This is a genomic window from Corynebacterium pilbarense (genome assembly GCF_026930265.1).
In the GTDB taxonomy this organism is placed as follows: Bacteria; Actinomycetota; Actinomycetes; order Mycobacteriales; family Mycobacteriaceae; genus Corynebacterium; species Corynebacterium pilbarense.
Genome location: NZ_JANRML010000007.1, coordinates 16,543 through 38,065, shown reverse-complemented (window position 1 = coordinate 38,065; position 21,523 = coordinate 16,543). Strand labels below are relative to the sequence as shown.

The following is a 21,523-nucleotide window of genomic DNA, read 5'->3' as shown; positions in this document are numbered from 1 at the left end:
TCTAGAATTTATCCTGTGTCTGTCCTTTCGAAGCTGCGATACCCGCTGTACCCGCTGTATGAGGCGCGCCTGAAGCGTGAGCTGCGCGGCAAAAAGCGCCCGAAGCACATCGCCGTGATGGCCGACGGCAACCGGCGTTGGGCGCGCGAGGCGGGCTTCGAGGATATCTCCCATGGCCACCGCGTCGGCGGCGCGAAGATCGGCGAGCTTGTGCGCTGGTCCGCGGAGATGGGCGTGGACGTGCTCACCATTTACCTGTTGTCCACGGAGAATCTGCAGCGCACCACCGAAGAGGTGGAGCTGTTGTTCGACATCATCTCCGGGGTCATCGAGGATCTCGCCACGGAGGACTACACCTGCCGCGTGCGGTTGGTGGGGCATTTGGATTTGTTGCCGGAGGACGTCGCTAAGCGGATGCGCGAGGGCGCGGCCGCAACCGATACGAAGCATGGCCTCACCGTGAATATCGCGGTCGGCTATGGCGGGCGCCAGGAGATCGTGGACGCGGTGCAATCGCTTATCGACGACAAAGCGCACGCCGGAGTGCCAGCCACGGAGATGGCCGCCGAGATCACGGTGGAATCGATCGGGGAGCACCTCTACACCTCCGGCCAGCCGGACCCGGACCTGGTTATCCGCACCTCTGGAGAGCAGCGCCTGTCCGGGTTTTTGCTGTGGCAGGCCGCGTACTCGGAGATCTGGTTCACCGACATCTACTGGCCGGCGTTCCGCAAAATCGATTTCCTGCGCGCGCTGCGCGATTACTCGCAGCGCTCCCGCCGCTTTGGCAAGTAGCTACATTTTGCGCATGCGCACGCGTTGGACGGTGTGGTCGTAATCCTTGCGCAACACCAGCGAGGCGCGCACGCGGGTGGGCAGGATGTTTTCCACCAGGTTGGGCAGGTTGATGGTCTGCCACAGCTCGCGGGCGGCGTAGGCGGCCTCGGCGTCGTCCATGCCGGCGAAGCCCTCGAAGTGGTTTCCGGGCTGCTGGAACGAGGTATCGCGGAGTTTGAGGAAGCGCTCGATGTACCAACGCTCGATGTCTTCGGTCTTCGCGTCGACGTAAATGGAGAAATCGAACAGGTCAGAAATCATCAGCGTCGGCCCGGTCTGCAGCACGTTTAACCCCTCGAGGATGAGGATGTCGGGCTGGCGGACTTCCACGAACTCGTCGGGGAGGATGTCGTAGGCCTCGTGCGAGTAGATCGGTGCCTTGACCACTGGCTGGCCGGACTTGACCTCTGTGACAAACCGCATGAGGTTCCTGCGGTTGTAGGACTCCGGGAAGCCTTTGCGTTTCATGATCCCGCGCTCTTCCAGCACCGCCTTGGGGTGGAGGAAGCCGTCGGTGGTGACCAGGTCCACCCGCGGGTGCGAGTCCCAGCGCTGCAGCAGCACCTGCAGCACACGCGCGGTGGTGGACTTGCCCACGGCCACCGAGCCGGCCAGGCCGATGATGAACGGTACGTGCCCCGGGTCGCCGCCGATGAATGTCTCGGTGGCGTTAGTGAGCTTTTGCCGGGCGCGCACCTGCAGGTGAATTAGGCGCGACAGGGGCAGGTAGATGTCCTCGACCTCCTGTAGGTCGAGGTTTTCGCCGATGCCGGAGAGTTTCTTCAGCTCTTCCTCGGTGAGCACCTGAGGCATTTTGGCGCGGCGTTTGCGCCAGTCCTCGCGGTGGAAGTCGAGGTACGGCGACGAATCGGCTCGAGACATAGCCACCATTGTTGCACCCGTGCAAAAGGGGAATAAATCAGCCTTCTGGGCGTGCCGATTTTCCTATACTTCGAGGAGCCGTTGTCAACGCGAAAAGAAAGGACCCGGTCGACGTGTCTGAAGACCTCCGTTACCAGGATCTGGCCACCTACGACCCCGAGGTGCACGCCGCAATTGTGGACGAGCTCGCGCGCCAGCGCGACACCTTGGAGATGATCGCCTCCGAGAACTTCGTGCCCCGCTCTGTGCTGCAGGCGCAGGGCTCGGTGCTGACCAACAAGTACGCCGAGGGCTACCCGGGCCGCCGCTACTACGGCGGCTGTGAGCACGTGGACGTGATCGAGGACTTGGCGCGCAACCGCGCCAAAGAGGTCTTCGGCGCCCAGTACGCGAACGTGCAGCCGCACTCGGGTGCGCAGGCTAACGCCGCGGTGCTCATGGCGCTGGCGGAGCCGGGCGACACCATCTTGGGCCTGGACCTGGCGCACGGCGGCCACCTCACCCACGGCATGAAGATCAACTTCTCCGGCCGTCTCTACAACGTGGAGGCGTACCAGGTGGAGGAGGACACCCACCAGATCGACATGGCCAAGCTGCGCGAGCAGGCCCGCGAGGTCAAGCCGAAGGTGATCATCGCTGGTTGGTCCGCGTACCCGCGCCACGAGGACTTCGCGGAGTTCCGCTCCATCGCCGACGAGGTCGGCGCCTACCTGTGGGTGGACATGGCCCACTTCGCCGGCTTGGTCGCCGCCGGCCTGCACCCGAGCCCGGTCCCCCACGCGCACGTGGTGTCCTCCACGGTGCACAAGACCCTGGGCGGGCCGCGCTCCGGTTTCATCCTCACCAACGACCTGGAGCTGCACAAGAAGCTCAACTCCGCGGTTTTCCCGGGCCAGCAGGGCGGCCCGCTGATGCACGTCGTAGCTGCGAAGGCGACTGCGTTCAAGATCGCGGGGAGCGAGGAGTTCAAGGACCGCCAGCAGCGCACCCTCGACGGCGCGAAGGTGCTGGCGGAGCGTCTGCTTGCCGACGACGCACGCGAGGCCGGCGTCTCCGTCGTCTCCGGCGGCACCGAGGTGCACCTCGTGCTGGTGGACCTGCGCAACTCGCCGATGGACGGGCAGCAGGCCGAAGACCTGCTGCACTCGGTGGGCATCACCGTCAACCGCAACGCGGTGCCGTTCGACCCGCGCCCGCCGAAGGTGACCTCTGGCCTGCGCATCGGCACTTCCGCGCTGGCCACCCGCGGCTTCGGCGAGGAGGATTTCCGCGAGGTCGCCGAGATCATCGCGGAGACGTTGATCAAGGCCGAGAATGCCGACGTTGAGGCGCTGCGCGGCCGCGTTGAAGCCCTGGCGCGCAAGTACCCGCTCTACCCGGACCTCGAGGATTGGAAGATGCTCTAGTCCTCCTCGGCCTCTCCGGCGTCGGCGCTTGCGCCGTCGCCGCCGTCGACTGCGTGCCCGCGCTGCTCTGCAAGAGTGGCGCGGGCTTTTTGCAGCCACTCGGGCTGGTTATCCAGCAGCGCGCGGATTTCCTCGGTGGTCATCGCCTGGTCCACGCCGGCGTTTTTCAGCGCGGTCACGGAAATGCCCAGCTTGCGGGCCACCTCGGGGCGCGGGTGCGGGCCGGAAAGCCGCAGCTCCTGCAGCCACTGCGGCGGGTTGTCCTGGAGTTCGCGCAGTTCGGCGTGGGTCACGGCGCCGTCCTGGAACTCCTGCGGGGTGGCGGGGAGGTAGATGCCCAGCTTCTTTGCGGCGGTCACCGGCTTCATGGCGGTGCCGGAGGGGGTCTGTTCAGTCATGACCAAAACGGTAGCATTGGCAGCCATGCTCACCATTGCCTTCGTCACCGGCACTGAGCCGGGGAAGTGGTTCCGCCGATACGAGGAACTCACAGGAAGTCGCCTTGAGACGGTGCCGTCGGATGATCCGTTGGTGCTCGTCGGCAAGCAAGCAACTGCGGCGCTCGTGCGGCTTCCAGACGAGCGAGTCACCGACGAGCACCACGTGGTGCGCCTCTACGAAGAGGCGGCCGGTGTCGCGGTGCCGAAAGATTCCCTCTACGCGGAGGTGGGGGAGGTCACCCGCGAGGATTTGGCGGATGAGATCGTGAACTTTGATGGGCAATCGCCTATCGACGACCTCCGGTCCGCCCTCCAGGTCGTCGCCGCAAACGTCGGCGTGGCCTACGCGCCCCTGCCATTGTTGAAGAACCTCGCACGCAAGCAGATAAAAGCGTTAGAACTTGCTGGGGAAGAACCGGCGACCCAGATTGCGCTTGTGTGGCGCAAGGTGGACGATTCGGACGCTGTGCAGGACTTTGTCGGAGTCACGAAGGGCCGCACCGTGCGTTCTTCGCGTTCTTCGCGCGGAAAGTCGCACCCCCGATCGGGTGCAAAGAGGGCTCAACGTTAACGTAAAGTTCATAATGGACTGCGCACTAATTTCAAGAATGAAAGGTATTGATTATGTTCTCCCGTAAGATCGTCGCTTCCGCAGCTGCACTGACCATTGGCGCAACCGGCCTGGTTGCTTGCTCCAACGACGGCGAGGGCGAGCCGACCTCCACCGAGGTTGTCTCCGAGACCGCTACTGAGACCGAGGTCGCCACCGAGGCTGCCGGCGAGGGCGACGCCGACAAGTCCGCCGACGCTACCGACGGCGCTGCAGCTGGCGACGCTGAGGCTACCGAGGAGATCACCACCGCTGACGGCGCAACCGCAATGGTTCCGGCAGGCGTGAAGTCCGCTATGGATCAGTACGCTCAGCCGGAGTGGGGCGAGCCGATGGCGGTTGAAGAGACCGACGGCGGCTGGATCGTCACCTACGACGACGAGCACTACATCACCTGGAACGAGAACACCGGCGGCGCTCCGACCTGGGGCCAGATCGCTAACGAGTGGATCACCGACGTCCGTCTGGACCAGAAGATGGGCTTCCCGGTCGCACCGGAGACCGAGAACGCTGATCAGTCCGGCTGGACCCAGGAGTTCGAGAACGGCACCATCGAGTGGACCCGCGGCGGCACCGAGGATGCGTTCACCGCAATCGTCACCGAGAAGTAAAACGGCGCATAACCTCGCCTGATTTCGAGCGCCACCTGGCTACGGCCGGGTGGCGCTTTTGCGTTGTCTCGCCCACGTTTGCGCGCCGTGGCGCGGATCTGGACAATGGAGCGCATGCAAAAATCGGACTTTGCCATCCGGCCCATCCGACCGGAAGACTATCCGCAGGTACGAGCCATCTACGAGATGGGACTACAGACAGGCAACGCTTCTTGGGAAACCAAGGGGCAGAACTGGGAGCAATTTTCCCGCAAGAAGATCATGGAGACCGTCTTCGTGGCGGTCGATGCGGACGACGACAACAAAGTCCTCGGCTGGGTGGGGGCCGCAAAAGCCTCTACCCGCAGCGTGTTCCATGGCGTTGTTGAGGACTCGATCTACACCCACCCGGACGCGCGCGGCCGTGGCGTCGCTGGCGCGTTGCTCGACCACCTGATCCAGACGTGCATCAGCCTGCACAAGTGGTCTATCCACTCCTGGATCTTCCCCGAAAATGAAGGATCCGCGGGCCTGCATAAGTCCCGCGGATTTGAGAAGGTGGGCACGTTCCACAACATGGCGCAGATGGCCTACGGCGAGCGCCAAGGCGAGTGGCGCGACTGCGACATCTGGGAGCTGATTCTGCCGATGTCGCGCGACTCCTAGCTCAGGTCTTCCTTGAGCGCCTCCTCGCGCACCGGCAGGAGGAGGACGAAGGCGATAACCGTCAGCGGCACCATGAGTAGGAACACAGGCGTCAGGCCGTCGTTGTAGCTGCTCAGCACCGCTTCCCGGAGGGGATCCGGAAGCTGGGCGACAGTGCCGGGGGTGAGGCTGTTGGCCCCGCCGTCCTGGAACTTCGCGGCGTACGCCTCGCCCTCCGGCCCCAGTTTCGCCAGCGCCTCCGGCAAGCGCTGCTCCAGGTTGTCGCGCATGTTGTGGATGAACAGCGAGCCCGAAAGCGACGCGCCAATGGACGAGCCGATCTGACGGAAGAAGTTGTTCGTTGACGTTGCTGTGCCGACGTGCTTGAGCGGGAACGAGTTCTGCACGATGAGCACCAGCACCTGCATGACCAGGCCCAGGCCGAAGCCGAAGATGAACATGTAGATGCCCAGCCTGGTCAGGGACGTGGTGACGTCCAGGCGCGAGAACAGGAACAGCCCCAGCGTGGTGATGAGCATGCCAACCAGCGGGTAGATCTTGTATCGGCCGGTCTTGGAGATAATGAAGCCGACCGTCATGCCGGTGACGAGCATGCCGATGACCATCGGCAGCATCATCAGGCCCGCCTCGGTCGGGGTGAGCTGGTGGACCATCTGCAGGTAGGTGGGCAGGTACGCCAGCCCGCTGGTCATGGCCAGGCCAAGCACGGTGCCGGCCAGGGTGGTCAGGACCATGTTGCGGTTTTTGAACAGGTCCATCGGGATCAGCGGGTTGGTTACGCGCAGTTCCACGAATACGAACGCCACGGCTGCAACCAGCGCGATCAGCGAGGTGGCGATGATGGTGGGGGAGCTCCACTCGTACTGGGTGCCGCCCCACGTGGTGGTGAGGATCAGCGAGGCGGTAGCCAGCACCATCAGCGTGGTCCCGAGGTAGTCGTAGTGCATGCCCTTGGCAGTGCCGCGGCGCAGGCGGAGCACGGCGGCGCACACGCTCATCGCGAGCAGACCGAGCGGAATGTTCATCCACAGTGCCCAGCGCCAGCCGGGCCCGTCGGTGAACCAGCCGCCGAGCACCGGGCCGAGCACCGAGGACACGCCGAAGACGGCGCCCATGACACCCATGTACTTGCCGCGCTCGCGGGCGGGGACGACCTCGGCGATGATGGACTGCGAGTTCACCATCATCCCGCCCGCGCCCAGGCCCTGGACGGCGCGGCCGATGATCAAAAGCTCCATGGTGTGGGCGAAGCCGCCGATGGTGGAACCGACCACGAACAGGCCGATGCCTGTGATGTAAAGCCACTTGCGGCCCAGGATGTCGCCGAGTTTGCCGTTGATCGGCATCGCGATGGTCATGGTGACCAGAAACGCCGAGATGACCCAGCTCATGTGGTTCACGCCGCCGAGCTCGCCCACGATGGTGGGCAGGGCGGTGGCGAAAATCATCTGGCCCAGCGAGCTCATCAGCATGGTCAGCAGCAGGGCCGAGAACACCAGCCCCACGTTCGGCGCGGTGGCCTGGGGCGGTTGTTTGTCCGCGCGGGTTTCTACCATTTCATCTCCTTTGCGTAAACGGTGAGATCGTGTGCGTTTGCCAGTAGTTGTTTGACGGGGTCGTCCTGGTCCGGAGGGTGCCACAGGTAGCGGCTCACCGCGCCCTGGAAGAGGATCACGATGAACTGCGTCTCGTCCTCCAGCGTTCCGGGGAACTTGCGGTCCTCGGGGAAGCGCTCGAAATGGGCGTAGACGGCGCGGCCGACCTCGGTGAGGAAGCCTCGTTTGCGCGCGGCCTCGGCGTGCATCAGCCCCGGGTTGTTTTCCAGTAACTCGTGGCGGCATTTCGCGGCCGGTCCGTCGAAGCGCCCTGGCTCCACCTCGATGGAGCGGATGACAAGTTCGAGCACGTTCTCACTCTGCGTCGTCTGGATTGCGGCGAGCGCTTCCTCACTGAACGTGAAGGGGAACGACCCTAGGATCGCCTCGTCCTTGGAGTCGACGTAGTTGAAAAACGTGCGCCTGGAAATCTCTGCGGCGCGGCAGATGTCGTCGACGGTGACGTTGTCGTAGCCGTGTGCGCGGACAAGCTTCGCGGCCTGGTCGCGAATGCGTTGCCGCGTCTCGCGCCGCTTCTGCTCCCGGATACCTTCATTTTGCACGGGGTGCAATATTACACCCGGTGCAAGTTAAGGCAAACCGGCCGATAATTCGCCTTCTACCAGGGCAATGTCGTCTTCCAGGTACGTCAGTTTCACAACGCCGGGCGTGTGCTTTTCGACGTCCCAACGGCCCTGCCCGTCATTACACCCCTTCGTCAACGGGATGGATTCGCCGCCCTCGCCGATCAGCGCGGTGCAGCCGGTCAGGGGGTAGGTCACCGAGGCGGTGCCGCCGCCGAAGGTCGCCACCGCGGGCCACGCCTTGACCTTCGCGTCGTCCTCCAAACTGTTCAGGGTGCCGGTAAACGTGCCCGAAATGGACTCGGTGGGAGCCGAAGGATCGTCGCCAAGCTGCGGCTGCGCAGTGACCGTGACCGTTTCCGGGACCTCATTAACGGGCTCGGGTTTCGGGTTGGCGTACCAGTAGGCCGCCGCGAGCGCGACGCCGATGATGGCGACGATGAGCGCGAGCACCCCGCCGACGACCCACGGCTTGTTCGGCCCGCCCGCGGTGCGCAGCTCGGAGAAAGAACCAGGCATGGAAAAAGCCCCCAGCAAGTTGGTTGATGTGCTGAGGGCTGATTCTAGCTAGGTGCGAGTTGCGGCCTAGTTTCGGTCAGTGTTGGCCATGGACAGCACGTTGAGGCGCTTGTCCAGCTCCTCCTCGGTGAGCTTCTCGCCGTCCACGAAGCCGAGGTCGATGGTGGCCTGGCGGATGGTGATGCCCTCCTTGACCGCGTGCTTGGCAATCTTCGCGGCGTTTTCGTAGCCGATTGCGGAGTTCAGCGGGGTCACGATCGACGGGGAGGACTCGGCCAGGGTGCGCATGCGCTCCTCGTTCGGCTCGATGCCGTCGACAAGCTTGGTGGCGAACTGGCGGGCCGTGTTCGCCAGCAGGCGGGAGGACTCGAGCACGTTACGCGCCATCATCGGGATGAACACGTTGAGCTCGAACTGGCCCTGGGTGCCGCCGAACGCGACAGCCGCGTCGTTGCCGATGACCTGCGCGGAGACCTGGGTTGCGGTCTCGCACAGCACCGGGTTGACCTTGCCCGGCATGATGGAGGAGCCCGGCTGCAGGTCCGGCAAGTGGATCTCGCCGAAGCCGGCCAGCGGGCCGGAACCCATCAGGCGGATGTCGTTGGCGATCTTGTACAGGGACACGGCCACGGTGCGCATCTCGCCGGAGAACTCCACCAGGCCGTCGCGGTTTGCCTGCGCCTCGAAGTGGTTCTTCGCCTCCGACAGCTGCTCGATGCCGGTGAGCTTTTTCAGCTCCTCGGTGACCTTGCCGCCGAACTCTGCCGGGGTGTTGATGCCGGTGCCCACCGCGGTACCGCCGATGGCGAGCTCGCCCAGGCGCTCCAGGGTGGCCTCGACACGCGCAACACCCAGCTCGATCTGGCGGGCGTAGCCGGAGAACTCCTGGCCCAGGGTCACCGGGGTGGCGTCCATAAGGTGGGTGCGGCCGGACTTGACCACCTCGTGCCACTCCTTGGCCTTCTTCTCCAGGGACTCCTGCAGCACCTTCAGCGCCGGGATCAGGTCGCTGGCCGCCGCCTCGGTCGCGGCGACGTGGGTGGCGGTGGGGAAGGTGTCGTTGGAAGACTGGCCCATGTTCACATGGTCATTCGGGTGCACCTCAACGCCGTTGGCCTTCGCGATGGAGGCGATGACCTCGTTGGTGTTCATGTTGGACGAGGTGCCGGAGCCGGTCTGGAACACATCGATGGGGAACTGATCGTCGTGCTTGCCGTCGGCGATCTCCTTCGCGGCAGCGATGATGGCGTCCGCCTTCTCGGCGTCGAGGTTGCCCAGGTCCTTGTTCACCTGCGCACACGCGGCCTTGAGCAGGCCAAGCGCGCGGATCTGCTGGGATTCCAGACCGCGGCCGGAGATGGGGAAGTTCTCCACGGCGCGCTGAGTCTGGGCGCGCCAGAGCGCGTCCTTCGGCACCTTGACCTCGCCCATCGTGTCATGTTCGATGCGGTATTCCTGATCAGCCATGATTGTCCTTTACTTCTGTCGCGTGCACGCTGCACACAGTAGAGTGCGCGCGTGCCTTTCCACTGCACGATTATGCACCAACCGGACATGACAAGGAGATGAAATGCCCGAACCGCAGGCCATGAAGACCCCCACTTTGAGGGATGCGTTGGTGGCGGCCGCTGCGATGGCATCCATGTACGTTCTGCTCATCGGGCAGGGGCTGATTTTGGTGCGCGCCGGGGCCCCGCGCGCGGTGGCGTTGACGGTGCTGCCGGTCGCTGTGGTTGTGGCGCTTGCTGTGCCCGCGGTGTGGCTGGTGCGCCACATGCGCCGCCGCGGGCTAGAGCTCGGGTTCGCCCGGCTGGGGCGCCGTGGCTGGCATTTGCTGTGGCAGGCCCCAGCGGTGGTGATCGGCTCGGCGGCCGCGACCGCTCTGGTTGCGCCGCTGCTTGGCATTGAGTCTGGCGGCGATTCCACGGGCGAAGTCTTAGCCAAGGACGTGGATAGTGCCGCTCCGGTGCTGCTTCTGCTGGCCGGCTACCTGATCCTCGGGCCGTTCATTGAGGAAATCGTGTTCCGCCGCGTGCTGATGAACTACTTCGACACGCTCATGCCGGCGGCTGCGAGCGTGGTGGCCACCTCAGCGATTTTCGGGGCGGCCCACATCGCGCCGCCGGCGATCGTGTTCACCTTCTTCTCCGGCATTGGCCTAGCGCTTGTGGCGCGCTTCCATGGCAACATCACGTCCAGCTTCATTGTGCACGTGGTGAATAACCTGTTGGCCAGCGCGGCGGTGATTGCCGCGCTGCTTTAGCCTGCGTTTTAGTTCTCCGGCTCGGCGTAGTCCACCACGGAGTAGTCCTGCAGCTTGGCCAGCTGGTGCTGGGATTCCACGAAGCGCACGGTGCCGGACTTCGAACGCATCACCAGCGAACGGGTGGTCGCACCCGACTTGCGGTAGGTCACGCCCTGCAGCATGTCGCCGTTGGTGACACCGGTGGCGGCGAAGTAGCAGTTGTCGGAGGTGACCAGGTCGTTGATGCCCAGCACGCGATCCAGGTCGTGGCCGGCGGCGAGGACCTTTTCGCGCTCTTTGTCGTCCTGCGGGGCGAGCATGCCCTGGATCTCGCCGCCCAGGCACTTCAGGGCGCACGCCGTGACGACGCCCTCCGGGGTACCGCCGATACCCATCGCGATGTCGATGCCGTTGTCGGGCTGCGCCGCGGCGATGGCGCCGGCGACGTCGCCGTCCATGATGAAGCGGACTTTGGCACCGGCGGCGCGGATGTCGTCGACAAGCTGCTTGTGGCGCGGACGATCAAGCACAACCACCGTGATGTCGGCGGGGCGCACGCCCTTCGCCTCTGCGACTGCCTGGATGTTCTCGGCCGTCAACTTCGTGATGTCGATCGCGCCGACCGCCTCTGGGCCCACAGCAATCTTGTTCATGTAGAAGGCGTCCTGAGGGTTGAACATGGAGCCGCGGTCGGCGGCGGCGATGACGGAGATCGCGTTCGGACGGCCTTCGGCCATCAGGCGGGTGCCGTCGACCGGGTCCACGGCGATGTCCACGGCGGCGCCGCGGCCGGTGCCCACCTGCTCGCCGTTGAACAGCATCGGGGCCTCATCCTTCTCGCCCTCGCCGATGACGATCACGCCGTCCATCTCCACGGAGTTGATCATCTTGCGCATCGCGTTCACGGCCGCGCCGTCGCCCTCGTTCTTCTGGCCGCGGCCCACCCAGCGGCCGGAGGCGAGTGCGGCGGCCTCGGTGACGCGCACCAGTTCCATCGCGAGGTTACGGTCAGGGAAAAGTTCGGACTGTTCGGTCATGGGCAGGCCTTCCTAAGCATGAATCACAAAAAGACCCCTCTATTGTGGCACTACTGTCCGCGTTAGTGCCCGTTCTTCCCACCTTTAAGGGGGACGCGGGGGCGCATGCCATACTGATCGGCGTGGCTAGCAACAAAAAACCCCGCATCTTCCAGGACGGACGAGACATCGCGATCAACTCCGTGCTCATCATCGTGCTGATGGTCGTCGCCGTCGGTGCGACCGGGTTGTGCTCGTTTAACCCCGGCACGCCGGAGCAGGGTCCGGTCCAGGAGGTCGACGCGAAGACCTTCCTCGACCTGGAGGCACGCGGCGTGGACTTCGCTGTGCGCTACCCGGAGATGCCTGAAGGCTGGGTCACCAACTCCGCGCGCCGCACCATGTTGGGTGGCCAGCCTGCGCCGACGGTCGGCTGGGTCACCCCGGACCGCGGCTTCATCCAGCTCACCCAAACTGGCGCGGACGCGAAGGAAGCGGCCGAGGGCGCGGACGCGAAGCCGCGCACCTTAGACCGCACCGAGGACGTCGACGGCCGCAGCGTGGAGGTTTACACCTCCGACGAGAAGGACGTGCGCGACCTGTGGGTCGTCGACGCCGGCGACGCCCGCCTGGTGCTCACCGGCGCCGGGGAGGCCCGCGAGTTCGAGGAGCTGATCTCGACCGCGCTGGCTACTGCTCCGATTGAGCATCCGGCGAGCTAGCGTTACCGCCTTGGCGGGAGCCGATGGCCTCCTCGACGCGTTGGGAGGCGCCGTCGAGGAGCACCTCGCACCGCTTCGCCAGCGCCTCGCCGCGCTCCCAGTACTTCAGAGACTCGTCCAGGCTCATTTGGCCTAGCTCGAGGATCTTCACGGTCTCAATGAGCTCGTCGCGGGCCTGCTCGTAGCTCAAGGTGGCGGGATCCGGCAGCGCGTTGTCGTTGGCCTGGCCGGTGCCGAAAGAGTTCTCAGTCATGTTTTGTGTTCCTAATCTGCTTGCGTGGTGGACATGGAGGCGGCGGTAATGGAGCCGTCGCCAACGCGGATGCGCAGCTGCGATCCGGGCGGGGATTGGTCGATGGAGGTGACAACTTCGGCGTCGGAGCCGTCGCGCGGCAGCACCTGCACCACGGCGTAGCCGCGGGCAAGCGTCGCCGAGGGGCCCAAGGCGGAGACCTGGGCGCGCAAGCCCCGCACGTGCTGCGTTTCGCGCTGCAGCAGGTGGCTCACGTCGCGGCGGATCAGGGCGGTGGCACGCTCGATCTCCTCGCGGCGGCGGTTGATGGCCATCATCGGGTCAGCGAGCGCGGGGCGCGTGCGCACCGAGGCCAGCCCGTCGCGCTCGCGCTGGACCCATCCGCGCAGGGCGGCGGCCATGCGGGCACGTGCTTCGTCGATAAGCAATCGCTCCTGTGCCACATCGGGGACCGCGCGCTTCGCCGCATCGGTCGGGGTGGCGGCGCGCACGTCCGCGACGTTGTCCAGCACCGGGTTGTCCGGCTCGTGGCCGATCGCAGAGATCACAGGAGTGCCAAGCTTAGCGACGGCACGCTGCAGCGCCTCCTCCGAAAAGGGCAGCAGATCCTCCACAGACCCGCCGCCGCGGGCGACGATGATCACGTCCACCTCGGGGTCCGCATCGAGCTTCTCGAGCGCCTCGATCACCGCAGGCACGGTGGTCGGGCCCTGGACCGGGGTGTTAATGGTTTCGAAGCGCACCTGCGGCCACCGGCCCTGCGCCACGGAGTGCACGTCGCGCTCGGCCGCGGAGCCGCGGCCGGTGATCAAACCGACCCTCCTGGGCAGGTAGGGCAGTGGCTTCTTGCGCGCGGGGTCGAACAGGCCCTCGGAAGCGAGCTGCTTGCGCAGCGCCTCAATGCGCGCCAGCAGCTCGCCCGCGCCGACGTGCCTGATCTCGGTCACGCGCATCGAGAAGGTGCCGCGGCCCGTGTAAAAGGACGGTTTCCCCAGCACGACGACGCGGTCGCCGTCGTTGAGCGGCACCTGCATGCCCGTGAGCAGCGAAGTCTCCGCGGTGAGCTGGACGCTGGCCTGCTCCTGGGTGTCGCGCAGCGTGAGGTAGGAATACCGCCACGTTGGCTTTGTGTTGACCTGGGTGAGCTGGCCCTCGATCCACAGCCAGCCGAGGCGTTCAATCCAGCCCCTCACCGACGTGTTGAGCTTGGACACCGACCACGGCGATTCCGGCGAGCTCTTCGAATCTGCCACCGCATGCTCCTTTCCATCTGACGGGTGCCACGTTACCCGGCGAGCCGACATCGCCCGCCTATTGTTTTTGACGCTGATTAGTTAGGGTTGGTTCCATGACAGATCAGGGTAAAAAAGTCCTCCTCGCATCCCCCCGCGGCTACTGCGCTGGTGTCGACCGCGCAGTGGAGACCGTAGAAAAGGCCCTGGAGAAGTACGGCGCGCCCGTCTACGTGCGCAAAGAGATCGTGCACAACAAGTACGTCGTGGAAACGCTGCAGGAGCGCGGCGTGATCTTCGTCGACGAGACCGACGAGGTGCCCGAAGGTGCCCACCTGGTGTTCTCCGCCCACGGCGTCTCGCCCGCGGTGCGCGACTCCGCCAAGGACCGCAACCTGCTCACCCTCGACGCTTCCTGCCCGCTGGTGACCAAGGTGCACAACGAGGCCAAGCGCTTCGCCCGCGACGGCTACCACATCCTGCTTGTCGGCCACGAGGGCCACGAGGAGGTCGAGGGCACCGCCGGTGAGGCCCCGGAGATTACGCATCTTGTCGACGGAGTGGACGGCGTGGACCGCCTGCCCGACTTCCCGGACGATCAGAAGCTGGTGTGGCTGTCCCAGACCACGCTCTCGGTGGACGAGACCATGCTCATCGTGGACAAGCTGCATGAGCGCTACCCGAACCTGGAAAACCCGCCGAGCGACGACATCTGCTACGCCACCCAAAACCGCCAGGCGGCGGTCAAGGAGATCGCCCCGCGCTGCGAGCTGGTTATCGTGGTCGGCTCCCAGAATTCCTCGAACTCCCGCCGCCTGGTCGAGGTGGCGCTGGAGGCAGGCGCGAAGGAGTCGTACCTGGTGGATTACGCCTCCCAGGTCAAAGACGAGTGGTTCGAGGGCGTTTCCACCGTCGGTGTGACCTCGGGCGCGTCCGTGCCGGAAATCCTGGTCAAGGAGCTGGTGGAGGAGCTCGCCCGCCGCGGCTACGCGGACGCGGAGGAAGTGACTACCACCGTGGAGACCATCACGTTCTCCCTGCCGCGCGATCTGCGCCTGCCGCGCCGCGAAACCCCGGCGGTAGCCCAGGGCTAGAGCGCGTTACCCCTTGTAGAGGTCCTCGCCGAGCCGGTCCGCAATCGACGTGGAGCCGGACCGCGGGGGCCTTTTCTGTGCGCGCTCGGCCCGCTCGGTGCGCTTCATGCTGCGTTCCGTATCCGCGCGGCGCAACAGCTCGTCCACCGACACTGCCTTGGTGCGCTCGCGCGCGCGGCGGCCTTCAGAATTCGTGCGGCGGTTGCTGCGGTTGATCCGGGTGCGCTCAGCGGTTTCGCGGCGCACCAGCTGTTCGTTGTGGCGCTTGATCAAGCGGATGCGCACGAACGCAATGATGATGGAGCCCAGCGTGACGGCGAACAGCACCGGGAATAATTCGGTGACCGGGTAGAACACCAGGAGAAGCGCGGCCTTGCCCGAGGAGCCTCCTGCTGCGATCTGGTCGCGCGACATCACCCAGCCGACGATGACCACCGCGGTGACGAACAAGATCGGTGCGCTGGCCACGTTGAGGAACAGGCCGCGCGGATTGACCAGGGTGGACACCACAATCACCGCGACGGCGTAGAGGGCCAGAAACGGCCAGCCGATCACGCCGGTGGACAGTGAAAGCAGCGCGCCGGTGAACAGTGCGGCGAAAACGATGCCAATGCCGGACCCCGTGGGCAACCCGTGAAACGTTGCGGACGGGGAGGTTGAGTTCCGGTGAGAGACATGCGACACGCCAGACGAGTCTACTCCCCGGAGTCCTCGGCGGCGTGCCGGGCTCGCGTAGAGACCGGTTTCAGTGCCGGGGCCTCGCCGCGCCGCGACGGCACCTGCGCCTCTTCGAGCTTGCGGGCGGTGACCATCACGCGCGAATCCATCGACGCGAGCGTGGCGTTGTACGCCTCCACCGCCTTGTCCAGCGAAGCGCCGACCCGGTTGTAGTGCTCCGCCATGGTGGCGAGGCGCTGGTGAAGCTGGCCGCCTAAGCGCTGGATCTCCTTCGCTGCGTGGTTCAGCGATTCCTGGCGCCACCCCAGCGCCACTGTGCGCAGCAGCGCGAACAGGGTGGTGGGGGTGGCGATGACCACGTCTCGGGCAAAGGCGTAGTCCAAAAGCTCGGGGTCAATGGAAAGCGCGGCGTCCAGGAACGGGTCCGCCGGCACGAACAGCACCACGAACTCCGGGGTGGGCTGGAACGCCTCGATGTAGGACTTCGCCGACAAAGTGTCCACGTGCGCGCGCACCAAATGGGCGTGGCGGCGCATGAACGCCTGGCGCTCCTCCGGGTCCTCGGTGCCGAGCGCATCCAAATACGCTTGGAAGGGCACCTTTGCGTCGACGACGATGTTTCGGCCCTGTGTGAGGCGGATGATCATGTCGGGGCGGACGCGTGAGTCGTCGATAAGCATGTGCTCCTGGGTGTCAAAGTCGACGTGCTCGAGCATCCCGCCGAGTTCAACCACCCGCTCGAGCTGGATTTCGCCCCAGCGGCCGCGGGTCTGCGGCGAGCGCAGCGCGGTGATGAGCTGGTCGGTGCGGTCACCCAAGCGCGCCGACGTCCGCCCGATCGCCTGCACCTGGCCCGCCAGCGAGGATGCGGAGACGGCCTGCTGCTTGTCCATCTCGTCGAGCTGGGCGCGCATGTCTTTCAGCGCGCGGGCGACGGGACGCAGGTCCTGCGGCGGCTGTTGCGGTGTGGAGCGGCGCATCCAGGCGGCGCCGGTGAACACGCCGGCGATGAAGCCCGCGAGAAAGCCGGTGGCGAGGAGGAGAAGCACGATGGCGGTCGACATGGTTGGAAGTCAACCACACCGGCCCGACACGCTAACGCTCGGGTTCGCTCAAGTGTTCGCTTTTAGCGGGGGTGTCGGCGCTGTCGCCCGACTGCCACCCGCGCAACCGTTCAAGGCCACTGTCGCGCAGTTTGCGCAAGCTGGAGGTGCCGAAACGTTCGGTGCGCTCGGTGCGCTCGACTGCCTCCTCGTCCGCCACAGGCGCGTTGACCCATTCGCGCTCCCCGCGCCACTCCTGGCGCTTGTGCACGGACTCTGCCTCGACGATCTCCGCGATGACCCGGCCCTCGTCGGTGGTGAACTCGATGTCATCTGCGCCCAGCTCGCCGGCGTTGATGCGCAGCACCTCCAGCAGGTAGCGGTACACCACCGCGACCATCGCGGCGGCCGGCACGGCAAGGAAGCCGCCGACAAGGCCGAACAGCGTGCCACCGACCGTGACCGAAACCAGCACGATCACCGGGTGCAGGTTCATCGCCCGCGACTGCAGCATGGGGGAGAGGACGTTGCCCTCCAGCTGCTGGGTGGCCAGCACGATCGCCAGCACGATCAGCGCCTTGGTGAACCCGAGGGTGACCAGAGCGATCAGCACCGCCAGCGCGCCCGCGACCACGGCGCCGACGATCGGGATGAAGCCCGCCATGAACGTGATCAGCGCGAGCGTGAACGCCATCGGCACGCCCACGATCGCGATACCGGTGCCGATGATGATCGCGTCCACCAGCGAGCACACCGCCTGCGCGCGGATGAACCCGGACAGGGTGTTCCAGGCGCGGGTGAGCAGCTCCGTCAGGTACAGGCCGGTGCGGCCGCCGGCGGCGGAGCGCAGCCACGGCAGGAAGCGGTGGCCGTCCTTGAGGAAGAAGAAGGTGAGCACGAACACCACCATCAGCGTCACCGACAGCCCGGCCGCGGTGTTGATGCCGGAGAACACCCCGCCGGCGATCGCGCCCGCTTGGTTCTGGATCCACCGCTGGATCTCGTTGACGCCCTCGTTGAGGTTCTCCGGGTCCATGTTCAGCGGCGGGCCTTGCGCCCACAGCTGCAGGCGCTGGATGCCCTCGAACGCCTGGATGTACAACAGCCGCGACTGGCCCAAGATGTCCGGGGCAATGAGCATGCCGATAAACGCCAGCACCCCGAAGAACAACAGCATGGTGATAAGAGCTGCGAGGCTGGAGGGAACCCTTTGGCGTCGTAAAGCAGCAGCGACTGGGGCGAGGACGGTGCACACGATAAGCGCGATGACGACCGGCAACACACCGGCCCAAAACGCGCCGATGAGCTGGCCCACCGCGTACAGAAACACGGCGATGACCAGGATGCGCAGCGTGAACTTCGCCGCGGAAGCGATCCAGTCGTTGAACACAACGTTGCGGTCCACGCGGTCGTCGCGCACGGGGGTCTGGATCGGTTTACTCACGCGCACCATTGTGCCCCATTGCATTTTGCTTTGCGACGGCCCACCTCACGGCCCCCTCCGAACCTCGCACAGGCCTCCGCTAGGATATTGCGACGTGAGCCTTACTCTTGGAATTGTCGGTCTGCCCAACGTTGGCAAGTCCACCCTCTTTAACGCCCTGACGCGCAACGAGGTGCTTGCCGCGAACTACCCGTTCGCCACCATCGAGCCCAACGTGGGTCTGGTGGAGCTGCCGGATCCGCGCCTGGACCGGCTGGCGGAGATCTTCGACTCGGAGCGCGTGCTGCCCGCAACGGTGTCCTTCGTGGACATCGCCGGCATTGTTAAGGGCGCCTCCGAGGGCGAAGGCATGGGCAACGCGTTTCTGGCCAACATCCGCGAGGCGGACGCGATCTGCCAGGTGGTGCGCGCGTTTTCCAACGACAACGTCATCCACGTCGACGGCAAAGTCGACCCGTCCTCGGACATCGAGGTCATCAACACCGAGCTGATCCTCGCCGACCTGCAGACCATTGAAAAGGCCCTGCCGCGCCTGGAAAAGGACGGCCGCAAGGACAAGGACGTCGCCGCCCAGGCCGAGGAGGCCAAGAAGGCCCAGGCCGTGCTCGAGGACGGCCGCACCCTCTTCGCCGTCTCCAAGGGCGGGGAAGTGGACCTTGCGCTGCTGCATCACCTGCACCTGATGACGGCGAAGCCGTTCCTCTACGTGTTCAACTCCGACGAGGACGTGCTCACCGACGACGCGCGCAAGCAGGAGCTGCGCGACCTGGTCGCCCCCGCCGAAGCGGTGTTCCTGGACGCACAGACCGAAACCGAGCTGCTCGAGCTTGATGACGAAGACGCCGCCGAGCTCCTCGCCGCCGTCGGCCAGGACGAACCGGGCCTGCAAACCCTGGCCAAGGCCGGCTTCGACACCCTCGGCCTGCAGACCTACCTCACCGCAGGCCCGAAGGAGGCCCGCGCCTGGACGATCCGCAAGGGCGACACCGCCCCGAAGGCCGCCGGCGTGATCCATTCCGACTTTGAAAAGGGCTTCATCAAGGCCGAGATCGTCGGCTTCGACGACCTCGACGCGGCCGGCTCCATGGCCGAGGCCCGCGCCGCCGGCAAGGTCCGCCAGGAAGGCAAGGACTACGTCATGGTCGACGGCGACGTGGTGGAGTTTCGTTTCAATGTAACCTGAGGCGCGCTAGTGTTAGCGGCATGACAACACGTGCTGCTATTTACCTCCGTATCTCGCTCGATGCTGCCATGGACGGCCTCGCCATCGACCGGCAGCGCCAGGACTGCGAAGCCCTTGCCGAGCAACGCGGCTGGGACGTCGTGCATACCTACGTCGATCAGTCGATCTCCGCGTCGAAGAAGGACGTGGACCGCCCCGACTACGACGCGATGGTGGCGTCCTTTGAGCGCGGCGAGATCGACGCGATCATTTGCTGGGACCTCGACCGCCTCACACGGCAGCCCTGGCAGCTCGAAGAGTGGATCGACAGGGCAGAGGAGCAGGGGCTGAAACTCGTCACTGCGAACGGTGATGCTGACCTTGCCACCGACGGCGGCAGAATGTACGCGCGCATCAAAGCAGCCGTGGCACGCGGCGAGATCGAGCGAAAGAGCATGCGCCAGTCTCGTGCGCAACAGCAACGCGCCGAGCAGGGCCGCTGGTACTCCGGCGGTGTGCGCCCTATCGGCTACACCTCCACCGGCGAGATCATTCCATCCGAAGCCGCCGCCGTGCTCGGTATGTTCCGCGCTGTCGAGAGGGGCAACTCCATGCGCGACATTGCGCGCGCCTTATCTGGGGTCGATCAACCGGGCTTGCCGGATATCCCGACCACGCCGCGCCATATGTACACCGTGGTCACAGAGCGCAACGCTCGACGCCGCGCTGAAGGCCAGGAAGAAAAGCCGGTTCCCGACGCGCAGCCGTGGGCCTACACATCGTTGCACTCGATCCTGCGCAACCCCGTGTATGCCGGCTACTCCACATATAAGAAGGCCAAGCGCAAAGGCGTGAAGAACAAATACCGCCGTGTCACGCATATCGTCCGCGACCCCGATACCGGCGAGCCGGTGAAAGGGCAGTGGGAGCCGATCGTCACACCAGATCTGTGGTGGCGCGTGCAGAACGTGCTCGACGATCCCGACCGGCTGACCAACAAGGAGCGCCGGAACACTCGCCGCCATCTCGGCTCGGGTCTGTATGTCTGCGACGAGTGTGGCAACCCCGTGCGCACGCATGCCGACCGCTACCGCTGCGCCGCCTGTGGATTAGTGCGCACACATAGCGTCGATGATTTTGTGCTCGCCGTGATCCGCGCCCGCCTTGGCCGTGACGACCTGGCGGACCTGCTGCCGACTGTGGACGACGACGAGGTCAACGCCATCGACGACGAACTCGCTGAGCTTCGCGCAAAGCTCGCCCGCGTCCAGGCTGACTACGATGAGGAGCTTATCGAGGCCCGTGACCTCAAGCGCGCGCGAAACCGTTATGAGCCGCAGATCGAGAAACTCGAAACGCGCCGTGCCCGTCTTGCTGGCGCATCGGCGCTGCTCGACACAACCGGCTACGCCTCGCCCGTGGATGCCTTCGACAACGCAGAGCTTGCCGTGCAGCGCCGAGTCATCAATACCCTGTGCCAGGTGCGCCTGCGCCGTGGCGTGCGCGGCACCAAGACCTTTAACCCTGAATCGGTGCAGATCGTGTGGAACTAGGTTGCAGTGTGTGACACGTCAACAATCGCGCGCATGCGCTGCGGCGCGCAAAGCTCTTACGAAGGAACGCCACGGGAGCCGGCAGTTCGGGGGAGATCTGCCTTCGTGTATCGGGGGCGACACTGCTCAACCGTGGCGTTCGCAGGAAGTATGACACGGCTCTTGTTACCCCAGAGGTCGTAGGTTCGAATCCTGCCCCCGCTACCAACTTCCAAGCCCCTACCAGGAGAAACACTGGTAGGGGCTTTAGTTATTTCTCTTAAGGCGCACGTCCTGGGACTCAAATCGGGACTTTAGCGATGGCATTTTGTCACTTAAGCCGGTTTGGAAGTGATGGGGTTAAGTGACAATTTTCGATTTTGTGACCTTGGATGACTGTGTCGTTTTGAGGAGTCGTCTGCACGGATTTCAGAAGTCCTCTGTACTATCGCCATCCACTCCGGAGAGGCCGCGGGCGTTCGTCCACTTCATCTGGAACGCGATTCGACAGAGCGCATTCAATACGATGGTCTTTTTCTCCCTGCGAAGGATGGGGGCAGTTTAGGGTACCAGGGTGTTGACCAGATCGAGGAATTCCTCAGCGTAGGCAATTTGCTTGCGTAGCTTTTCGTAGCGGGTGCGCGTCTCCTCACGAATGTCGGCAAGGGTGGCCTTGGCATTACTCCGTGCCTGCTGTGCGGTATCACTGTCCTGCCCGCCATCTGAGCTATGAAGAATCTCCGCAGCTTCCAGGAATTCCCGCATCTGATCCAGAGTAAACCCCAGCGGTTTCATCCGTCGCACCAGCAAAACACGACGTACATCAGCCTCACTATAAAGCCTGAACCCACCAGGGCTACGCCCCGATGGGGTAATCAGGCCGACGTTGTCATAATAACGCAAGGTGGGAATCGACAACCCCGTCTGGTCAACGACCTCGCCGATCTTGAAATTACTGTTTTGCATTGCCTGT

Annotated in this window: 23 protein-coding genes; 10 read left to right on the top strand and 13 right to left on the bottom strand. The window is 64.9% G+C overall.

Features of this window, described 5'->3' with window-relative positions:
- The first annotated feature begins 15 nt into the window (after window positions 1-15).
- Window positions 16-795: an isoprenyl transferase gene (locus NUW87_RS06760; RefSeq protein WP_239217288.1), complete on the top strand. Its 780-nt coding sequence runs from the start codon at window positions 16-18 to the stop codon at window positions 793-795.
- Here the strand turns inward: NUW87_RS06760 and coaA are convergent, their stop codons facing one another.
- A complete protein-coding gene (gene coaA, locus NUW87_RS06755; RefSeq protein WP_239217287.1) occupies window positions 796-1,719 on the bottom strand; it encodes a type I pantothenate kinase in 924 nt (307 codons plus the stop codon).
- A gap of 113 nt (window positions 1,720-1,832) precedes the next feature.
- On the opposite strand from coaA, the gene glyA reads away from it, so the two are divergent.
- On the top strand, window positions 1,833-3,125 hold the full coding sequence (gene glyA, locus NUW87_RS06750) for a serine hydroxymethyltransferase (RefSeq protein WP_239217286.1): 1,293 nt from the start codon (window positions 1,833-1,835) through the stop codon (window positions 3,123-3,125).
- Here glyA and NUW87_RS06745 read toward each other — a convergent pair.
- The gene (locus tag NUW87_RS06745; RefSeq protein WP_377734142.1) at window positions 3,122-3,550 is read right to left on the bottom strand and encodes a DUF5997 family protein; all 429 of its coding nucleotides are present in this window, start codon (window positions 3,548-3,550) and stop codon (window positions 3,122-3,124) included. The two genes, glyA and NUW87_RS06745, sit on opposite strands and share 4 nt — an antisense overlap.
- Here NUW87_RS06745 and NUW87_RS06740 point away from each other — a divergent pair.
- From NUW87_RS06740 to NUW87_RS06730, 3 genes are all read left to right on the top strand, one after another.
- Window positions 3,549-4,136, top strand: a complete 588-nt coding sequence (locus NUW87_RS06740; protein WP_239217284.1) for a LysR family transcriptional regulator substrate-binding protein — start codon at window positions 3,549-3,551, stop codon at window positions 4,134-4,136. The genes NUW87_RS06745 and NUW87_RS06740 overlap by 2 nt on opposite strands.
- Before the next feature lie 53 nt (window positions 4,137-4,189).
- On the top strand, window positions 4,190-4,786 hold the full coding sequence (locus NUW87_RS06735; RefSeq protein WP_239217283.1) for an LGFP repeat-containing protein: 597 nt from the start codon (window positions 4,190-4,192) through the stop codon (window positions 4,784-4,786).
- A 114-nt stretch (window positions 4,787-4,900) separates the two neighbouring features.
- Window positions 4,901-5,431 carry a GNAT family N-acetyltransferase gene (locus NUW87_RS06730; protein WP_063938465.1) on the top strand — a complete coding sequence of 177 codons (531 nt, stop codon included), beginning with the start codon at window positions 4,901-4,903 and terminating at the stop codon, window positions 5,429-5,431.
- Here the strand turns inward: NUW87_RS06730 and NUW87_RS06725 are convergent.
- From NUW87_RS06725 to NUW87_RS06710, 4 genes are all read right to left on the bottom strand, one after another.
- A complete protein-coding gene (locus NUW87_RS06725) occupies window positions 5,428-6,987 on the bottom strand; it encodes an MDR family MFS transporter (RefSeq protein ID WP_269027794.1) in 1,560 nt (519 codons plus the stop codon). The two genes, NUW87_RS06730 and NUW87_RS06725, sit on opposite strands and share 4 nt — an antisense overlap.
- Complete coding sequence (locus NUW87_RS06720; protein WP_269027793.1) at window positions 6,981-7,589, bottom strand: TetR/AcrR family transcriptional regulator; 609 nt, start codon at window positions 7,587-7,589, stop codon at window positions 6,981-6,983. The genes NUW87_RS06725 and NUW87_RS06720 overlap by 7 nt, the downstream gene beginning before the upstream one ends.
- Before the next feature lie 27 nt (window positions 7,590-7,616).
- Window positions 7,617-8,129 carry a hypothetical protein gene (locus NUW87_RS06715; RefSeq protein ID WP_269027792.1) on the bottom strand — a complete coding sequence of 171 codons (513 nt, stop codon included), beginning with the start codon at window positions 8,127-8,129 and terminating at the stop codon, window positions 7,617-7,619.
- 66 nt (window positions 8,130-8,195) lie between these two features.
- The gene (locus tag NUW87_RS06710) at window positions 8,196-9,596 is read right to left on the bottom strand and encodes a class II fumarate hydratase (protein WP_269027791.1); all 1,401 of its coding nucleotides are present in this window, start codon (window positions 9,594-9,596) and stop codon (window positions 8,196-8,198) included.
- 103 nt (window positions 9,597-9,699) lie between these two features.
- Here NUW87_RS06710 and NUW87_RS06705 point away from each other — a divergent pair, with 103 nt between their 5' ends.
- Window positions 9,700-10,392, top strand: coding sequence for a CPBP family intramembrane glutamic endopeptidase (locus tag NUW87_RS06705; RefSeq protein WP_269027790.1), 693 nt, complete (start codon window positions 9,700-9,702; stop codon window positions 10,390-10,392).
- A gap of 8 nt (window positions 10,393-10,400) precedes the next feature.
- Here the strand turns inward: NUW87_RS06705 and glpX are convergent, their stop codons facing one another.
- Window positions 10,401-11,411 (bottom strand): class II fructose-bisphosphatase, encoded by a 1,011-nt coding sequence (gene glpX, locus NUW87_RS06700; protein ID WP_269027789.1) that lies wholly within the window; start codon window positions 11,409-11,411, stop codon window positions 10,401-10,403.
- Between the two features lie 122 nt (window positions 11,412-11,533).
- On the opposite strand from glpX, the gene NUW87_RS06695 reads away from it, so the two are divergent.
- Window positions 11,534-12,112 (top strand): DUF4245 domain-containing protein, encoded by a 579-nt coding sequence (locus tag NUW87_RS06695; protein ID WP_269027788.1) that lies wholly within the window; start codon window positions 11,534-11,536, stop codon window positions 12,110-12,112.
- On the opposite strand, the gene NUW87_RS06690 is transcribed toward NUW87_RS06695, so the two are convergent.
- Window positions 12,081-12,365, bottom strand: coding sequence for an exodeoxyribonuclease VII small subunit (locus NUW87_RS06690; protein WP_034999625.1), 285 nt, complete (start codon window positions 12,363-12,365; stop codon window positions 12,081-12,083). The genes NUW87_RS06695 and NUW87_RS06690 overlap by 32 nt on opposite strands.
- A gap of 11 nt (window positions 12,366-12,376) precedes the next feature.
- Window positions 12,377-13,669: an exodeoxyribonuclease VII large subunit gene (gene xseA / locus NUW87_RS06685; RefSeq protein ID WP_269027787.1), complete on the bottom strand. Its 1,293-nt coding sequence runs from the start codon at window positions 13,667-13,669 to the stop codon at window positions 12,377-12,379.
- Window positions 13,670-13,713: 44 nt separating this feature from the next.
- On the opposite strand from xseA, the gene NUW87_RS06680 reads away from it, so the two are divergent.
- Window positions 13,714-14,691 carry a 4-hydroxy-3-methylbut-2-enyl diphosphate reductase gene (locus NUW87_RS06680; RefSeq protein WP_239217274.1) on the top strand — a complete coding sequence of 326 codons (978 nt, stop codon included), beginning with the start codon at window positions 13,714-13,716 and terminating at the stop codon, window positions 14,689-14,691.
- Window positions 14,692-14,697: 6 nt separating this feature from the next.
- Here NUW87_RS06680 and NUW87_RS06675 read toward each other — a convergent pair whose 3' ends face one another.
- From NUW87_RS06675 to NUW87_RS06665, 3 genes are read right to left on the bottom strand one after another with little or no spacing between them, the layout of a single operon-like run.
- Window positions 14,698-15,375: a DUF6542 domain-containing protein gene (locus NUW87_RS06675; RefSeq protein ID WP_239217273.1), complete on the bottom strand. Its 678-nt coding sequence runs from the start codon at window positions 15,373-15,375 to the stop codon at window positions 14,698-14,700.
- A gap of 11 nt (window positions 15,376-15,386) precedes the next feature.
- Entirely contained in the window at window positions 15,387-16,433 is a 1,047-nt protein-coding gene (locus tag NUW87_RS06670; protein ID WP_269027786.1) for a DNA recombination protein RmuC, read from the bottom strand.
- 31 nt (window positions 16,434-16,464) lie between these two features.
- Complete coding sequence (locus tag NUW87_RS06665) at window positions 16,465-17,856, bottom strand: AI-2E family transporter (RefSeq protein WP_269027785.1); 1,392 nt, start codon at window positions 17,854-17,856, stop codon at window positions 16,465-16,467.
- A gap of 94 nt (window positions 17,857-17,950) precedes the next feature.
- On the opposite strand from NUW87_RS06665, the gene ychF reads away from it, so the two are divergent.
- Both ychF and NUW87_RS06655 read left to right on the top strand, forming a co-directional pair.
- Window positions 17,951-19,039 carry a redox-regulated ATPase YchF gene (gene ychF / locus NUW87_RS06660; RefSeq protein WP_239217270.1) on the top strand — a complete coding sequence of 363 codons (1,089 nt, stop codon included), beginning with the start codon at window positions 17,951-17,953 and terminating at the stop codon, window positions 19,037-19,039.
- Between the two features lie 20 nt (window positions 19,040-19,059).
- A complete protein-coding gene (locus NUW87_RS06655) occupies window positions 19,060-20,571 on the top strand; it encodes a recombinase family protein (protein ID WP_070421670.1) in 1,512 nt (503 codons plus the stop codon).
- Between the two features lie 540 nt (window positions 20,572-21,111).
- Here NUW87_RS06655 and NUW87_RS06650 read toward each other — a convergent pair.
- Entirely contained in the window at window positions 21,112-21,516 is a 405-nt protein-coding gene (locus tag NUW87_RS06650) for a MerR family transcriptional regulator (RefSeq protein ID WP_048733850.1), read from the bottom strand.
- Between the last annotated feature and the right edge of the window lie 7 nt (window positions 21,517-21,523).

Coding starts and splice junctions, on each gene's coding strand:
- NUW87_RS06690 (WP_034999625.1), bottom strand. CDS start 12,365: ATGACTGAGAACTCTTTCGGCACCGGCCAGGCCAACGACAACGCGCTG.
- NUW87_RS06705 (WP_269027790.1), top strand. CDS start 9,700: ATGCCCGAACCGCAGGCCATGAAGACCCCCACTTTGAGGGATGCGTTG.
- NUW87_RS06740 (WP_239217284.1), top strand. CDS start 3,549: ATGCTCACCATTGCCTTCGTCACCGGCACTGAGCCGGGGAAGTGGTTC.
- NUW87_RS06735 (WP_239217283.1), top strand. CDS start 4,190: ATGTTCTCCCGTAAGATCGTCGCTTCCGCAGCTGCACTGACCATTGGC.
- NUW87_RS06655 (WP_070421670.1), top strand. CDS start 19,060: ATGACAACACGTGCTGCTATTTACCTCCGTATCTCGCTCGATGCTGCC.
- xseA (WP_269027787.1), bottom strand. CDS start 13,669: ATGTCGGCTCGCCGGGTAACGTGGCACCCGTCAGATGGAAAGGAGCAT.
- NUW87_RS06670 (WP_269027786.1), bottom strand. CDS start 16,433: ATGTCGACCGCCATCGTGCTTCTCCTCCTCGCCACCGGCTTTCTCGCG.
- NUW87_RS06745 (WP_377734142.1), bottom strand. CDS start 3,550: ATGGCTGCCAATGCTACCGTTTTGGTCATGACTGAACAGACCCCCTCC.
- NUW87_RS06730 (WP_063938465.1), top strand. CDS start 4,901: ATGCAAAAATCGGACTTTGCCATCCGGCCCATCCGACCGGAAGACTAT.
- NUW87_RS06710 (WP_269027791.1), bottom strand. CDS start 9,596: ATGGCTGATCAGGAATACCGCATCGAACATGACACGATGGGCGAGGTC.
- NUW87_RS06715 (WP_269027792.1), bottom strand. CDS start 8,129: ATGCCTGGTTCTTTCTCCGAGCTGCGCACCGCGGGCGGGCCGAACAAG.
- coaA (WP_239217287.1), bottom strand. CDS start 1,719: ATGTCTCGAGCCGATTCGTCGCCGTACCTCGACTTCCACCGCGAGGAC.
- NUW87_RS06650 (WP_048733850.1), bottom strand. CDS start 21,516: ATGCAAAACAGTAATTTCAAGATCGGCGAGGTCGTTGACCAGACGGGG.
- NUW87_RS06725 (WP_269027794.1), bottom strand. CDS start 6,987: ATGGTAGAAACCCGCGCGGACAAACAACCGCCCCAGGCCACCGCGCCG.
- NUW87_RS06680 (WP_239217274.1), top strand. CDS start 13,714: ATGACAGATCAGGGTAAAAAAGTCCTCCTCGCATCCCCCCGCGGCTAC.
- glpX (WP_269027789.1), bottom strand. CDS start 11,411: ATGACCGAACAGTCCGAACTTTTCCCTGACCGTAACCTCGCGATGGAA.